At 61.2% G+C, this 14,407-nt stretch carries 12 protein-coding genes; 2 read left to right on the plus strand and 10 right to left on the minus strand.

All coding sequences use genetic code 11. From position 1 onward, the window contains the following. Positions 1–43 precede the first annotated feature (43 nt). Positions 44–1,552, plus strand: a complete 1,509-nt coding sequence (locus GX444_09175) for a hypothetical protein (protein ID NLH48763.1) — start codon at positions 44–46, stop codon at positions 1,550–1,552. Here GX444_09175 and GX444_09180 read toward each other — a convergent pair. The 3 genes from GX444_09180 to rnc are packed head-to-tail and all read right to left on the minus strand — an operon-like array spanning position 1,518 to position 4,482. Further along, the gene (locus tag GX444_09180; GenBank protein ID NLH48764.1) at positions 1,518–2,861 is read right to left on the minus strand and encodes a ribosome biogenesis GTPase Der; all 1,344 of its coding nucleotides are present in this window, start codon (positions 2,859–2,861) and stop codon (positions 1,518–1,520) included. The two genes, GX444_09175 and GX444_09180, sit on opposite strands and share 35 nt — an antisense overlap. Beyond that, the gene (locus tag GX444_09185) at positions 2,858–3,766 is read right to left on the minus strand and encodes a GTPase Era (protein ID NLH48765.1); all 909 of its coding nucleotides are present in this window, start codon (positions 3,764–3,766) and stop codon (positions 2,858–2,860) included. The genes GX444_09180 and GX444_09185 overlap by 4 nt, the downstream gene beginning before the upstream one ends. Further along, entirely contained in the window at positions 3,763–4,482 is a 720-nt protein-coding gene (rnc, locus tag GX444_09190) for a ribonuclease III (protein NLH48766.1), read from the minus strand. The genes GX444_09185 and rnc overlap by 4 nt, the downstream gene beginning before the upstream one ends. A 116-nt stretch (positions 4,483–4,598) precedes the next feature. Between rnc and GX444_09195 the strand changes: the two genes are divergently transcribed. Then, complete coding sequence (locus tag GX444_09195) at positions 4,599–5,033, plus strand: hypothetical protein (GenBank protein NLH48767.1); 435 nt, start codon at positions 4,599–4,601, stop codon at positions 5,031–5,033. Between the two features lie 25 nt (positions 5,034–5,058). Here GX444_09195 and GX444_09200 read toward each other — a convergent pair whose 3' ends face one another. From GX444_09200 to GX444_09230, 7 genes are read right to left on the minus strand one after another with little or no spacing between them, the layout of a single operon-like run. Continuing rightward, a complete protein-coding gene (locus GX444_09200) occupies positions 5,059–7,338 on the minus strand; it encodes a hypothetical protein (GenBank protein NLH48768.1) in 2,280 nt (759 codons plus the stop codon). Positions 7,339–7,389: 51 nt separating this feature from the next. Beyond that, entirely contained in the window at positions 7,390–8,700 is a 1,311-nt protein-coding gene (gene mtaB, locus GX444_09205) for a tRNA (N(6)-L-threonylcarbamoyladenosine(37)-C(2))-methylthiotransferase MtaB (GenBank protein NLH48769.1), read from the minus strand. 3 nt (positions 8,701–8,703) lie between these two features. Then, positions 8,704–9,639 (minus strand): ribokinase, encoded by a 936-nt coding sequence (locus tag GX444_09210; protein ID NLH48770.1) that lies wholly within the window; start codon positions 9,637–9,639, stop codon positions 8,704–8,706. Continuing rightward, on the minus strand, positions 9,636–10,472 hold the full coding sequence (locus GX444_09215) for a 4Fe-4S binding protein (GenBank protein ID NLH48771.1): 837 nt from the start codon (positions 10,470–10,472) through the stop codon (positions 9,636–9,638). The genes GX444_09210 and GX444_09215 overlap by 4 nt, the downstream gene beginning before the upstream one ends. A gap of 6 nt (positions 10,473–10,478) precedes the next feature. After that, positions 10,479–11,828 (minus strand): hypothetical protein, encoded by a 1,350-nt coding sequence (locus GX444_09220; GenBank protein NLH48772.1) that lies wholly within the window; start codon positions 11,826–11,828, stop codon positions 10,479–10,481. A 51-nt stretch (positions 11,829–11,879) separates the two neighbouring features. Further along, on the minus strand, positions 11,880–14,015 hold the full coding sequence (locus tag GX444_09225; GenBank protein ID NLH48773.1) for a diguanylate cyclase: 2,136 nt from the start codon (positions 14,013–14,015) through the stop codon (positions 11,880–11,882). Next, positions 14,016–14,306: a septum formation initiator family protein gene (locus tag GX444_09230; GenBank protein NLH48774.1), complete on the minus strand. Its 291-nt coding sequence runs from the start codon at positions 14,304–14,306 to the stop codon at positions 14,016–14,018. Positions 14,307–14,407 lie beyond the last annotated feature (101 nt).

Here is a 14,407-nt window from a genome sequence, read left to right on the forward strand (position 1 = left end):
ATCGCTGATTAAAGCAAAGTAAACAGCCAGGACAATTTGTTCCTTGCGGGAAAACCTCGGCTGTTGCATTCTGGCGACCATGAAAAATCGCCTGTCGATTGCTGTATTAATCGCGGCTGTTCTGCGCCTTTACGATTTGGGCGGGCAGAGTTACTGGACCGACGAGGCGATTTCCCTGGAGGTGGCGCACTGGTCGTGGCGCACCCTCTTTGCGTATTTTCAGGCCGATCCGCATCCGCCGTTGTTCTATCTGTTGGTTCGCGGGCTGGTTTTTCTTGGGTTTTACGGCGAGACTTCGCTACGCCTGCTTTCCGCGCTGGCGGGTATCGGCACGGTTTGGGCGATCGAGACGTACTTATCGCGTCGATTTGGCGAGCAAGTGGCCTGGTTCGGTGCGTTGTTGGTAGCCCTCAACCCGCTGTCGATCTGGATTTCGCAAGAGCTGCGCGGGATGGCGTTGGCCGGATTTTTCCTTTCGTTGGGCTTGCTTGCCGGTCAACTCTTCAAGCAATCCCCTCGCCGCCGTTGGCTGTGGCTGGCGATTTTCGCTTTTATCGCCGCATTTTACACGCATTACTTCGCCCTGTTCATCATTCCGGTTCTCCTCCTTGGCGATCACCCGGCTCGTCGCACGGCCGTGATATCATCGCTGATTTTTTCCCCTTGGCTGTTTTTCATTTTACGGCAATGGCAAAGCGCCCGCGCGTATCGACCGTCCGTACCACTCTGGCGACAACTCGCCGAGACGGTTTTATATACGAATGCCGGACATTTCCCATGGCGCTGGCCGACGTGGTGCGGCACACTTGAGCATTTGTTCATCGATCATTTCTTTCTCTACCTGGCCTGCGGATTGCTACTGAGCCTACCGTTGGCAATACTGGTACTGTTCGGCGTCCGGCACGATAAACGACTCCTGGCGGCCTTCTTCTTCCCACTGTTTTTCTCTTTATTTTTGGCTCGGTTGGCGCCCATATTTCAAGTCAAATACCTTGCGATGTATCTGCCCTTTTTGTTGGCGACCGCCGGGATCGGCACAGTCATATTGAGCAAGCGTTCACGAATCGGGGCAACGCTTTTATTCGTGTTTATCGTAGCAAATTCGCTGCTGAACCTAGCCGATCATTACGAAAATCCGCTGTACCGCAAACCGCCATGGAGGGATGTTTTGCCTTTGCTGACTGCATCACTGACCGCGCAGGATCGCGTCGTTTTATACAGCGCGCAGGACGCAAAAGATTTTAGACATTACTTTAATTATAATGCTCCATCTATATATATTATAAATGATTTTAATCAGTTGAAAAATGGCGAATTTGTCGGCGATGGCATCGCCCGTCTATTTCCGGAGCAAACGCTCATTCGAAAAATCATTGTGATCGATCTCAACGGCGAGCTTTACCTGGAATTGCGGACCGCCTTGCTGAGCGAACTTACCAGACAGCGCGGCGAACCGCTGATCACCGAAATTCAACCGGCCATGGGAATTCGCTGGCTTGAGTTCAGTCCGCCGAAGCTTACTCGGCCTTGCCCTTCTTCGGACGGCTCCTGAACAGCATCCGAATCGGCGTCCCTTCGAAAGGAGCGAATTCGCGCACCCGATTGAGGAGGTAGCGTCGATACGCGAAATGGATGCTTCCCGGTTGATTGGTAAAGACGATGAACGTCGGTGGGCGGATGCTCACCTGGGTCATGTAATAGAAATTGACCGAGCGATTGTGGGTCATCGGCGCGGCGTGATGCGCGACCGCCATTTCCAGGCAACGGTTCAGCGGCCCGGTCGTCAGGCGGCGCAGCTGATTTTCGCGGACGATCGAGACGGCGCGAAACAACTCATCGAACCCCTCGCCCGTCTTCGCCGACGAAAAGATAATCGGCACCCATTCCAGGCCGACCATGCGCCGGCCGAGGTCGCTCTTGATCCGTTCGCGCCAACCCTTGTCGCCTTGCACCAGGTCGATTTTATTGATCACCAGAATGATGCCGCGCCCGCGTTCCTCGGCATAGGAAAAAATGCGGAGCGTCTGGTCGGTCAGCGGGCGGTCGGCTTCGTGCATGATGATGGCGATGTCGGTGTCGTCGAGCGCCTGCAGCGCTTTGATGGCCGTCAGTTTTTCGACCCCATATTCGACCTTCGACTTGCGGCGCAAGCCGGCGGTGTCGATCAATTCGTACTCCTGCCCGTCCAACTGAAACGGCACGCGGATCGCGTCGCGCGTCGTGCCCGGCAACTCGCTGACGATCAGGCGCTTTTCGCCGAGAATGCGGTTGATCGCCGACGATTTGCCGGCGTTGGGCACGCCGACGAAGGCGACGCGGGTCGGCCGCGCCTCGTCCTCGCGATCCTCCTCCGCGCGTTCCTCGGTCGGAAAATCGCGCGTCACTTCGACGAACAACGCATGAACGCCGACCTTTTCGCGGGCGCTGATCGAGTACAGTTTTTCCACCCCCAGCCGAAAGAAATCGTAGGTCAGTTCTTCCAGGTGGCCGCTGTCGACCTTGTTCACCACCCAATAAACCGGCTTGGCGACCTTGCGCAGGCGGTTGGTGATGTCCTCGTCCTCGGGCGTCAGCCCTTCGCGACCGTCGAGCAGAAAAATGATCGCGTCGGCCGAGTCGATGGCCAGATCGACCTGCTGGTTGACCTCGGCGGTCAGTTCGTCGGTGTGGATCGTGCTCAGGCCCCCGGTGTCGACCAGGGTGAAGCGCTTCTTTTCGAACCGGATATCGGCGTAATTCAAATCGCGGGTGACGCCGGGGATCGCCTGCACCAGGGCGCGATCCTTGCCGGCCAGCCGGTTGAACAGCGTGGATTTGCCGACGTTGGGCCGGCCGACGATGGCGACGAGCGGCTGAGTCATCCGGAATATCCCATCTCGCGCAGGGCGCTTTCGGAACGCGTCCAGTCTTTCTTCACCCGGACCCGCAGTTCGAGAAAGATTTGCTTGCCGAGGAACGATTCGATCTTGGCCCGGGCGGCGGTGCCGATGCTTTTGAGCATCTCGCCGCCTTTGCCGATGACGATGCCCTTCTGACCGTCGCGTTCGAGGATGATGCTCGCGCCGATGTGCAACAGCTTGCCCTCGTCGTTGTATTCCTCGACGAGCACGGCGGAGCTGTAAGGTATTTCCTGGCGGGTTTTCAAAAAGACCTGTTCGCGGATCATTTCACCGATCAGGAACCGCTCGCTGGCGTCGGTGAGCTGGTCGGGCGGGTAATACAGCGGCCCTTCCGGCAGCATCTTCACCGCTTCGGCGAAAATGCGTTCGACCCCGTCGCGTTTCAACGCGCTGACCGGCACGATGGCCGCGAAACCGAACCGCTCGTGATACGACTCGATGAGCGGCAGCAGGTCGATTTTACGGACCTTGTCGACCTTGTTGATGGCCAGGATGACCGGCCGGCCCATCTGGCGCAGGCGTTCGAGCAATTCGATTTCCGCCTGTTTCGGCTCGCCGGCCTCGACCACCAGGATCACCACGTCGGCGTCGCCCATGGCGCGGCGCACCTCGCGGTTGAGAAAGGCGTTCAAGCCGCGCTCGGCGTCGACCATCCCCGGCGTGTCCAGAAAGATGATCTGGAATTCGGTCGTCGTGTGGATGCCGAGAATCCGATTGCGCGTGGTCTGCGGCTTGGGCGAAACGATGGCCAGTTCCTCGCCGAGCAGCGCGTTGAGCAGCGTGCTCTTGCCGACGTTGGGCCGCCCGAGAATCAGGGCATAACCGGATTTGAAGTTCGGTCCGGGAGTAAACGCGGCCTTTTTCATTCTTCGGCGTCCTTTTCCGCCATCCCCTCGGGGACGAGCCTTTCGTACGCGACCTTGGCCGCCTGCTGTTCCGCTTCTTTCTTGCTTTTACCGGTTCCGGTGCCGTAGGGCGCGCGGCCGATGGAAACCTCGACGACAAACCGCTTGTCGTGGTCCGGCCCGGTGGTCTCGAGAATGCGGTAGGTGGGCGTGGCCGCCAGTTGCGCCTGGGAGGCTTCCTGCAGCCGGGTCTTGTAATCGGTAAAGAGGATCCGCTCGTCGGCGCCGGCGAACAACAGATCGAAGTACCGTTCGATGAACGAACCCGCCGCGCCCAGACCGCCGTCGAGGTAGATCGCGCCGATCACCGCCTCGAAAACATCGGCGAGAATGGTTTCCTTTTCGCGGCCGCCGGTTTTTTCCTCGCCGCGGCTCATTTGCACGAATTCGCCCATGCCGAGGCGCCGCGCGATGGTCGCCAGCGTATGACGGTTGACGGCGCTGGCCCGCAAACGGGACAGTTCGCCTTCCTTGTGTTCCGGGAAACGGTCGAGCAGCATGTGCGAGACGATCAGTTCGAGCACGGCGTCGCCGAGGAATTCGAGGCGCTCGTAATCCTCGCTGTGCCCGGCTTCATTGGCGAAGCTCGAGTGCGTGATCGCCCGCTGCAACAGCGTGGGATCGTTGAATTCGTGGCCGATGGCCCTGAGCAGTTCCTCGAACTCCGGCTTTTCCACCTTGGGCTCCTCGTTTTTCCCGCTGAATCGGTACCAACAAGCGACGCCGCTGTCAACGCGGTCTTGTCATTTTAGCCGAATCCGTTAGAGTGTGCCCACCCCAACGGAGGTTGACCATGCGGTTGGATCGGATGGCTTTTTCGCTGCTCGCGGTGGTGTTGCTGCTCGGCCTCGCGGCTTGCGCCGGGACCGGCGACGAAAAGGATTTCCTGCGCGCCCCGGAACTGCTCAGCCTCGAAATGGCCCCCAATCCGGTCGACGCCGGCGAGGACACCACTTTCATCGTGACCTGGGAAGACCAGGAAGGCGACATGGCCCACCCGACCGTCAACCTGAAAATCGAAAACGAGGATGACGAGACGCTGCTGGTTCCCGTCACGGACGTTGTCGTCGACGGCACCGAAACCGCCGGATCGCTGTTGTTCGTGATCGCGCCGCGCGTCGAATACCAGGGCAAATGCATCGTCACCGTCACCGACGACTCGGGCAACACCAGCGAGGAAATCGAGGAATATCTTTACGTCAACCCGCTGCCGGGCACGGCGGAGTAAGCCGCCCGTTTTTATTCATCTTCGTTCAACAACCGCAGCCACCGTCATCTTCCGCCGCGTCCTTGTCGTCAGCCGCCGACTGATCGTCGTCGTCGTCCGATTCGTCGTCATCCGCGTCCTGACCGGTCGCATCGTCGTCCGCCGCGAGGGGCTGATGCTCGGGATAGGCGTGCAAAACGATCTGCCCACCGACGGACACCGCGAGCAGGTGCGGTTCGCCGTCGGCTTCCCGGAGCGCGGTCAGTCGCGTGCCCCGCAATTCGCGCGGCAATCCGCGGCGCGACCAGCCGCCGTCGCCGCGGCTGAACAGATACGCGCCGCCGTCCGTGGTGGCGGCGACCTGCGGCGCATCATCGGGCGCAATCCAGAGGGCGACGGAATCGACGTTTTCCATCGCAATCCGCCCGATCGTATCACCGCTGACTAGTTCACGGTCGTTGAATTCCAGAAAATACAATTCATCGTAGTCGGCGACAACGGCCGCGAAATTCCCGCTCGACAGCGCCGCGGCGGCAACCGGCCCCGCGGCGTTTCGGATCAACGGTGGCAAAGCGATTACCTGACGAGCGGTGCCGGCCCAATTGAACGACGATTCGTCGCCGCCGTACCAATGGCCGATATAGCCGAAGCGATTATTGCCGAGATGGGTCAGGGACAACTGACTTTCGGTGTCGCTGCCGCCGCCGCGTTCGATCCGCAGGACCGAATCCGTATCTTTTCCCTTGGCGCCGTCCAGCAGGCGAACATGCAACAGTTCGTAGACATCGTAAGGTCCCAACGGCCATAGGGGATTCTGGGGGATTTCACAATGCTGCTCGACCGAAACGGCAACCGCACCGTTCTCCCCGGCGACTAGTCGCGTCAGGGAAGGCGTGAAAACACAGAGGTACAGAAACCAGGGGAGATCCGACGTTTGCAATTCAAGGTGATCGTTTTGCCAGGCGTAAATATCGATTTCGTATTCCTGGGGAAAAGAAAACCAGAACCGGCCGTCGGTCGCAAACGTGATCGCGAAGTTTTCCGGATAATACATCTGCGCCGGGATTTGAGCGGTGTAGAGCGGTTCCAGGCCCGCCTCGCCGATCCGCTCGACCAGCAGGTTCCAGGGGGATTCGTTCTCATCGCGGATGCGCGCCATGACCGGCACGCCGTCGGGCGCCGACGCAAAACCGTAAAGATTGGGCAGAATGCGCCGCTCGATCGCCGCCGGTTCGCCGTCCGGCTCGCACCGGAATTCGACCGCCAGATCATGCCAGTCGGATGCCTCGCCGGCATTTTTCACGAAACAGGTGGACGGGCCGCCTTCGGTGAAGGCATCGACCGATTCCCCGCCGGTCGCGAGCACGGTCCGCGTCCAGTCCGCGCCCGTATAGAGGACCGATTCATCCCCTTCGCGGACCAGCAACAACGGTTCGCCGCCCGGTCCGGCGCCCATTTGGCGGAACTCGGCATCGGGAAAAGCTTGCGAAACGGCCCATTCGCCTTGCCGGTAGGCCAGGATTTGAAGCGGTCCGGTGGTCTGGCCGTAGTCGTAATTTTCGGCGATCGCCATGATCGGCCGGCCTTCATCGTCGGGGACCAATCCGTATAACTGCAGCGAGTAGGCCGTGGAATTCGGCGAACACCAGAAATCCTCACCGGCCCAACCGGTGCTTTCGCGCGTGTACCGAGTCAGGCAGGGAGCGGTCAGGATACTGACGGATTTGGGGCGAATGACCTGCCGGCGCGCCCCCGGGTTCAATAACAGCGAGGCGCCGCTACCCGTGAAGGAAGCGATTTCCTCGACCGACCAGGCTCCCGACACTCGGCGCATTTCAGTCAGGCGCGAGCTGTCCCAATCGGTCCGCCTGAGCAGCAAGGTCGGTACGCCCTCGGCATCGGCCCGCCAATCCAGCAGATAGATGATCGGCCGATTCGGATCGACCGGCAATTTTTCCGGCGCGGACCAACCCTGGGAATCATGAGTCGCGTAAAACAGATCAAAGTTCCCGCTACAAATGAAAATTCCGTGAATCAAGCCGGCGGCATCACTGGTCAAGGCCATTTCGCGGTTGTCGGCGCAGTCGATCGGCGGCGGCTCCTCGATCACCTGGCCGCCGTCGAACGCGAAGGAATACAAGCGGTCGCCGGAGGCGCAGGCTTGAACGTCGCCGGCCGCATCGCGCGCCGCCTGCCGGGCGGTGACGGCGTTGAAATCCAAGCCGTACAGCACGGTTTGAACGCGCCAGGTATCACCGGCCTGAAGTAAAACGGGAACGAGAATCAACGCGAACAATGAAATGAAGAGAATTTTCGATCGCGGCATGACGTCCTCCGAAAACGGATCGCCGATCGATAACGAAAGAAGAGTATCCCATTATTTTGACGATGACAATTCGCCCAGCAGATGCGGATGCTCATCATCCGCGACCACGCGAACGATGCGTAGCGGGCATTCGTTACCCGACTCCAACCGGGCCGCCGCCCGTACGGGCAGGTAATTGCGGCTGAGACCCTCGCTTTCATCGGCGCCGCTCGTTTCGATCAATACGTCCAAGGTCAAGCCGATTTGAGCCTCCAGATGCGCGCGGCGATGCGGACCCACGATTTCACGGATTCGCGCGGCGCGATCGTGGATTACCTGGCGGCTCACCTTTCCCGGCATGGCCGAGGCCGGTGTACCGGGCCGGTCCGAATACGGGAAAATATGCCAGTGTGGCAGGCGCAGGCGTTCCAACGTTTGCCGGGTTTCGGCGAAAGCCGCGTCATCCTCGCCGGGAAAGCCGACGATCAGGTCGGCGCCGAGGGTGATGTTCGGCACGCTGTCGCGCAGCCGCCGGATCAATGCCTCGTAAGCGGCGAGCGTGTAAGGCCGGTTCATCCGTCGCAAAACGGATTCGGAACCGCTCTGCAACGGGATGTGCAGATGCCGGCAGAACCGTTCGTTCGTCGCCATCAGGTCGATCAATTCCGGCGTGACCTCGTTCGGTTCGAGCGACGAAATCCGCAGCCGCGGCAAATCGGTTTCGGCCAGAATCCGGCGGCAAAGTTCGGCCAGCCCCCGTCCGTCAGGCGCGTCCTCGCCGTAGCATCCCAGGTGGATGCCGGTAAGCACGACCTCCCGATGGCCCAGCACGACCAGACCGCGCACCGCGTAAAGCGCGGTTTCCGGCGCCACGCTCCGCGAATGGCCGCGAACTCGCGGCACGATGCAATAGGTGCATCGCCCCGGGCAGCCGTCCTGCACCTTGAGAAACGCGCGCGTCCGTTGCTGCAGCTCGAACGCCCCGCCCGCCTGAATGCGGTCGGCCGGCGCGATATCGTCCACCACGCGTCGACGGTCGCCGAGCCGCAGGGCGGCGAGCAGCGAAAGCAGCCGGTCTTTTTCCAGGTTGCCGGTCACCAGATCCGCCTCGGCGAAGGCGGTTTCTGGATGGTCGGCGGTCATCGGGCTGCAGCCGGTGACAACGACCAGCGACGCCGGATTCGAACGGCGGGCGCGTTTCACCAATTGCCGCGACTGGCGGTCGGCGCGGGCCGTCACACTACAGGTGTTGACAATGCAGACATCGGCGGGGCCCGGCCACGCGACGAGGTCATAACCAGCCGCGGCGAATGCGTCGGTCAGATAAGCCGTATCGACCTGATTGACCTTGCAGCCCAAGGTGGCAAAGCAGATCGTCGGCATGAACTACTCGCTTTCCGCCAGGAATTTTTCCAGTTCGGCGCGCGTCGGCAAGGCGCTGCGGCCGCCCAGGGCGCGGCAGTTCAGCGCCGCCACGGCCGCCGAGAGGCGCAGGATTTCCTCGACCGGCCGGTTCCACAACAGCCCGGCGACGAAGCCGCCGTGCCAGGCGTCGCCGGCCCCCGTCGTATCGACGACGCGCACCGGAAAAGCCGGCGTGCGCACGACCACGTCGTCGATCAAGGCCAGTGAGCCGCGCGCCCCCAGCGTCATCGCGACCAGCGGCGCCCGATGGCGATCGCGCAGGCGCCGCAGCGCCGTTTCCTCGTCGGTCTCGCCGGTATAGGCGGCGGGAAAATGCGAGTCGCACAGCAGGTAATCGACGCTATCGAGCAATTCGGGGATGCCCGGTTGGTTTTTGCCGATATCGATCAGCACGGGGATACCCGCCGCCCGCGCCGCTTGTGCCATTTCCAATGAGGCGGCCGGATCATGCCCGTCCAGCAAAAGCGCGCCGCCTTGTCGGACCGCGTCGACGGCGATCTCGCCCGGCTCGATTTGCAGGCCGGGTTCGCGCAAAAAGCTGATCGCCCGCGTGGCGCGCCGCGGATCGGCCCAGATCACGGCCACCTGATTTTGCGTGCCGGGCGCCCGCCGGCAGGCCGCGACCTCGACCCCTTCCGACTCCAAACTGGCGCGCGCAAAATCGCCCTCGGGCGTGTCGCCGAACTTGCCGAGATAACGCACCCGAAAACCCAAGCGCGCCAGGGCCACCGCCGCGGTCGCCGCTTGCCCGCCCCCTTGCCGTAAAAAAGCCCGCATCGGCGATTTGCCGTCCGGCTCCGGGTAGGCGTCGAGCAGGCAAAGAAAATCGCACGAGTTGTAGCCGAAGGTCACGGCGGCGAAGGGTTGATCGGCTTTGGCGGAAACCGGAGCCTTCACGCCGGCGCGCTCCCGTAGGTGCGCAACGGCGGGCGCGGCCGTTCGCGGCGCAGTTCGACGGCCTCGTTGGCGCATTGCCGCGCGCAAAGGCCGCAGCCGAAGCAGCGTTCGCGATCGACGCTCGCCTTGCCGTCGACGAGCGCGCGCGCCTCCCAGGGGCAGACGGCCAGGCACTCGCCGCAGCCGCGGCAGTTTTCCGGGCGCAGATAGGCCACGTGCTCGCCGCGCACCAGCGGAAAACCTTCCTGGCCGTAAACACGATTGAGCAGAAACGGCACACAGCCGTCGGTGCAGCAGTTGCAGACGACGTACTCGTTCATCCCGTCGCCGTGCGGGCAATGCACGAACACCATGTGAAAGAGGCCCTGCGCGGCGAAGGAGCGGATCAGGCGTTCGGCCTCCGGGCGGTCGATCACGCGGTATTCATCCGGAAACGCCCGGCTGAAAGCCTCGGTGCCGGTGCGGATCACCAGGTCGGTTTCCAGGGTGTGCCCGCAGCGGCCGTGGGCCGTCCGGCAGCGGCAGGGGCCGATGGCGATGGCGCTGTCTTGCCGCTCCAGCAGCCCGAGGACATCGGCGGTGATCATCGGATGGGCGGTGTCGATGTGGCGGCTGATCGGGCGCAGCACCAGGTGTTGCAGCGCGCGGCGCGTCGCCGGATTGCGGGCCAGGCCGCGCCAGTCGCCGACCGTGCCGCGATACCCCAGTTTCAGAAACGGGATCTCGATGTGCCGCGCGAAGAGGTACAGCAAGTGCCGCCGCAAATGGCTCGATTCGGCATGCAGCAAGTGCCCGGCCAGGAAAAACCAGACCGGGTCATGCCAGGGGTTCATGATTTTTTAGAAACGGAAAGAGGCGGTCAGACCCGAGTAAATGTAATTCGCGCTGGCTTCGAAGCGCGGATAGGCCACGTTCGTCTTCGGGTCGTCCTCTTGCATGTTGCCGGCGCTCTTGGTGACGTAGTAATCGGTCATGATGTGGTCCTGCACCGCCAGGTCGATCGAGAAGCGGTCGCCGCTCCAGCCGCCGAAATTGGTGCCGACGCCGAACGAGATCACGTGAGTCGACGAATCGATGATCGTCGTGGTGCCGTCCTGCTTGGGCACGGGCGACGGCTCGAAGGCGTAGCCGACGCGGAACGCCAGGTGCTTGTTGACCCGCGGCTCGACCGCGAAACGCGTCACGAAGATGTCGCTGAAATCGGGGTCTTCGCGATACAGCAGATGCGGCCGGTTGTAGGCGATGTGGTGCTCGTTCATGTTGGAGAAGTCGAGCCGGATGCGCGGGGTCGGCGCGTTGTAGGCCGACCAGCCGACGTAACTCATTTCCGCGGTCAGGGTGACGTGCTCGTCGGGCTCGCCGACGATGCCCAGGGTGATGCGCCGCGGAATGAAGTTGTACCACGCCTCGGTTTCAACCTCGACGTAGCCGTTGGGATCCTCGGGCACGAGCTGTTCGCGCGTGGTTTTGTGATAGTAGCTGTAGCTCTGGCCCTGGTAGGTCAGCGCAAAGCGCAGGAATTCGTGGCTCCGGGCGTAGAAACCGATGATCGGCGAAGCCTGGCCATTGAGTTGGCTCTTGCCCATCGTCTTGACGGTGTAGTCGCCTTCGGCCGTCGGCACGTCGCTATACATGGTGCCGAACGGATCCATCGTGAAGCGGACGCCGGCGCCCAGGCCGAAGTTCGGCGCGAGTTGCACGGCCATCGACGGGATCATCGTCAGGCCGAAGATGCCGGTGTCATAGTCGAGAAAATAGGGCCGATCCGGGCTTAAGATCTTCCGCCGCGCCGAACCGTCGATCGGCACCTGCATCGCAAAACCGAAATAGACGCGGTCGTAGATGCCGCCGGAAACGCCGGCCGACAACCACTGCCCCGCCTCGGGACTGCGCGCTCTCTGCACGTCCTCGGGGTCGGTCGCATCGCCGCCGCCCTTGGTCTGGATATCCAGCGATAACGCCGGCACGGAGAAGGAATAACCCGCCATCGCGCGAATGTTGCGCGATTCGATCAGCGCGCCCGGATTGTAGAAAGCCGCCTCCGGGCCGTCGGCCAGCGCGGTATACGCGTTTGCCAACGAAGTAGCGCGACCGGTCAAACCGAACAAGTCCAGTTGGTTGGCGAACGCCAAGGTCGGCACCAACAACAGGAAAACAAACACCAGCGGATAAACGACCGTTCTGGGCATTATCGACTCCTACCTATCTCCTGGATATTGCAAGCAGGCGGATAATATCATTCACTTTTCCGTCTGTAAAGAAAGCATCTGCGCATGGACAACCCGGTTCCGCCCCCCCTGTTTGGCGGCATAAAGCGCTTTGTCCGCCAGGTCGATCAGGGCCGCTTTATCCCGAGCGTCGGTCGGATAGGTGGCGATGCCCATGCTCACGGTGACCCCAAGCGGCTGCCCGGCGAAATCGATCCGGGCCTTTTCCACCTCGCGCCGCACCCGGTCGGCGAACTTCACGGCGTTGGCGTGATCCGAATTCAACAGCACCAGCGCGAATTCTTCTCCGCCGTAGCGGGCGGCCAGGTCGTTTTTCCGGACGTTTCCGCGAAAGATCCGCGCGACTGTTTTCAAAACTTGATCGCCCAGGGGATGCCCGTATTTATCATTGAATTTTTTAAAATTATCAATATCGCACATCACCAGGCTGATCGGGATCGGCATGCGCAGGGCGCGGTGCAGTTCGTGATCGAGCCATTCTTGAAAGTACCGGTGGTTGTGGCATTCGGTCAGTCCGTCGCGGGCGGCCATCTGTTCCATCTTGGCGTGAACCCGGGCGTTTTCCAGGCTGACGGCGGCCTGCACGGCCAGCACTTCCAGAATTTTAATTTCGTAGTGGGTGAACGCGCTCGCTTCCTTGGCGCCGAAAATCAACAAACCCGTGACGAAGTTCTGGCGGATCAACGGCAGGCAAAGCAGGCTGCCGACGTCCTTGAGCGCCAGTTCGTCGCTGAACACCGGGCGGCGGCGATCGGCCTGCTGTTGCCGGTCGCGTAGATTCGGATAATGCAGGTATGTCTTGGAGCCGATCACCCAGCCGACGAGGCTTTCGTTGAGCGAAAAACGCGCGTCCAGCCATTGTTCCGCCGGCAATCCCGCCACGGCTTCGATCGCGCCCTGCTGATTTTCGTGATCGACCTTCACCAACGCGCCGAAATCGTAGGCCACGATATCCTGCACCGATTCGAGAATCACGCGGCTGACCGTGTCCAGGTCGATCGACGAACCGAGCTGCTTGATCAAATCGTAAAAGGCCGCGAACTCCGAACGCTCCGCCGAAACGTCGCGGTACAGCCGCTCGCGGCTCAACGCGGAAACGACCTGCCGCGCCATCATCATCACGAAGCGCTCTTCCTCGCGGGCGAAATGGCCCTCGTACTGGCTGTCGGCCGCGAGCACGCCGACGATGCGGTTGTTCTCGATCAACGGCGAAGCCAACACCGACCGCGGTTCCAGTCCCCACGGCCGATGCGATTCGGCGCGCGTCGATTTGATCCGGTCCACGCGCAAGGTGCCGCCCTTCTCCAGAATTTCCGCCAGGATCGTGCGGCCGAGGTCGGCCCGCCAATACTTCTCGGGCGGTTTTTCATTCGATTCCACGGCGTGCACGACCAGCGACTCCTGATCCGGTCCGATCAAGGCGATCACGCAGGTGTGCGCCTGCAAGGCGCGCTTGGTGATTTCGGCCAATTCGGTCAATACCTTGTCGATTTGCAGCAGCGCGCTGACATCGGCGCGGGCGGTACTGTCGCGGCTGAGCACCACCAGGCCGGCGCGACGCTCGCGCGAAAGGTGTTCGGCTTCATTCGTCAGTCGTGAAAGTTGATCCTGCGCCTTCTTGGCCCGGGCGCGCGGAATCTTGATGAACAAGGCGATCGTGAAATTGAAAATCATGGTGAAGCCGAGCGCGGCGAAAAACTGGTACCACCGCGGCAGCAGGATTCCGTGCCAGAAGGCGTGCAGCGTCAACGTCGCCAAAATGGCGAAGGCCAGCAGGATGCTGCTGGCAAAGCCGAGGTAATAAACCATCAGCGCGGCGCCGAGGTAGAAAATCGGGAAAATCGGGCTGTCGATGCCGCCGGTGAGTTGCAGAACGATGGCGATCCCGACCTGGCACAGAAAGCCCAGTTCCAGCTTGCCGACGGTTACGTCGTCCGCGGGTTCGGCCAGCGCCAATACGGCGATCCGCCACGCCAGCAGGAAAATAAAAAAGCCGAACAAGGCGATATGGCCGGGCGTGGGGCCGTGAACGATCACGCTCTCGTAGGAAAACATTCCCAGGGTGACCAACCCGAGGTAGATCACGCCGATGATCGCGGTATAAAACTTGGCTAGCTGATTCAGAAAACGGAGGAAAAAGGGGCCCACTTAGGGCTCTCCCGCCGCGGTTTTCGGCAGGAGAAAGACTTTCTCGTCTTCCCGCACGAATTTCAATTGTTCGCGGATTTCTTTTTCGATCGTCGCGGGATCGGAATTCAACTGATTGATTTTTTCGCGGTAATCGGCTTGCTGAAGCTGCAATTGCTGGATGCGGGTTTCCATTTTTGCTTTTTCCTGCTTGACTTTATAAAGGTGAAGCAGGCCGTTGTCGCCGGCGAGCAAAACGAAGCCGCCGAAGGCAAAAAGAATCGCGATTGCAATCGTCAGCCAACGCCTCATGAGGCCGCGCCCAAAGTAATTTATGAATTTGTTACACCAATCTTGCCGAATATTCAAGCATTTTTTATAAAGATGCATGTTCCGTCCGGATTCACTTCGAT

The sequence above is a fragment of the Myxococcales bacterium genome, from assembly GCA_012517325.1.
GTDB lineage: Bacteria > Lernaellota > Lernaellaia > Lernaellales > Lernaellaceae > JAAYVF01.

Excerpts from the sequence above, each read along its gene's own strand:
- GX444_09180 (NLH48764.1), bottom strand. The coding sequence starts at position 2,861 with ATGACTCAGCCGCTCGTCGCCATCGTCGGCCGGCCCAACGTCGGCAAA.
- GX444_09185 (NLH48765.1), bottom strand. The coding sequence starts at position 3,766 with ATGAAAAAGGCCGCGTTTACTCCCGGACCGAACTTCAAATCCGGTTAT.
- GX444_09195 (NLH48767.1), top strand. The coding sequence starts at position 4,599 with ATGCGGTTGGATCGGATGGCTTTTTCGCTGCTCGCGGTGGTGTTGCTG.
- GX444_09200 (NLH48768.1), bottom strand. The coding sequence starts at position 7,338 with ATGCCGCGATCGAAAATTCTCTTCATTTCATTGTTCGCGTTGATTCTC.
- mtaB (NLH48769.1), bottom strand. The coding sequence starts at position 8,700 with ATGCCGACGATCTGCTTTGCCACCTTGGGCTGCAAGGTCAATCAGGTC.
- GX444_09215 (NLH48771.1), bottom strand. The coding sequence starts at position 10,472 with ATGAACCCCTGGCATGACCCGGTCTGGTTTTTCCTGGCCGGGCACTTG.
- GX444_09220 (NLH48772.1), bottom strand. The coding sequence starts at position 11,828 with ATGCCCAGAACGGTCGTTTATCCGCTGGTGTTTGTTTTCCTGTTGTTG.
- GX444_09230 (NLH48774.1), bottom strand. The coding sequence starts at position 14,306 with ATGAGGCGTTGGCTGACGATTGCAATCGCGATTCTTTTTGCCTTCGGC.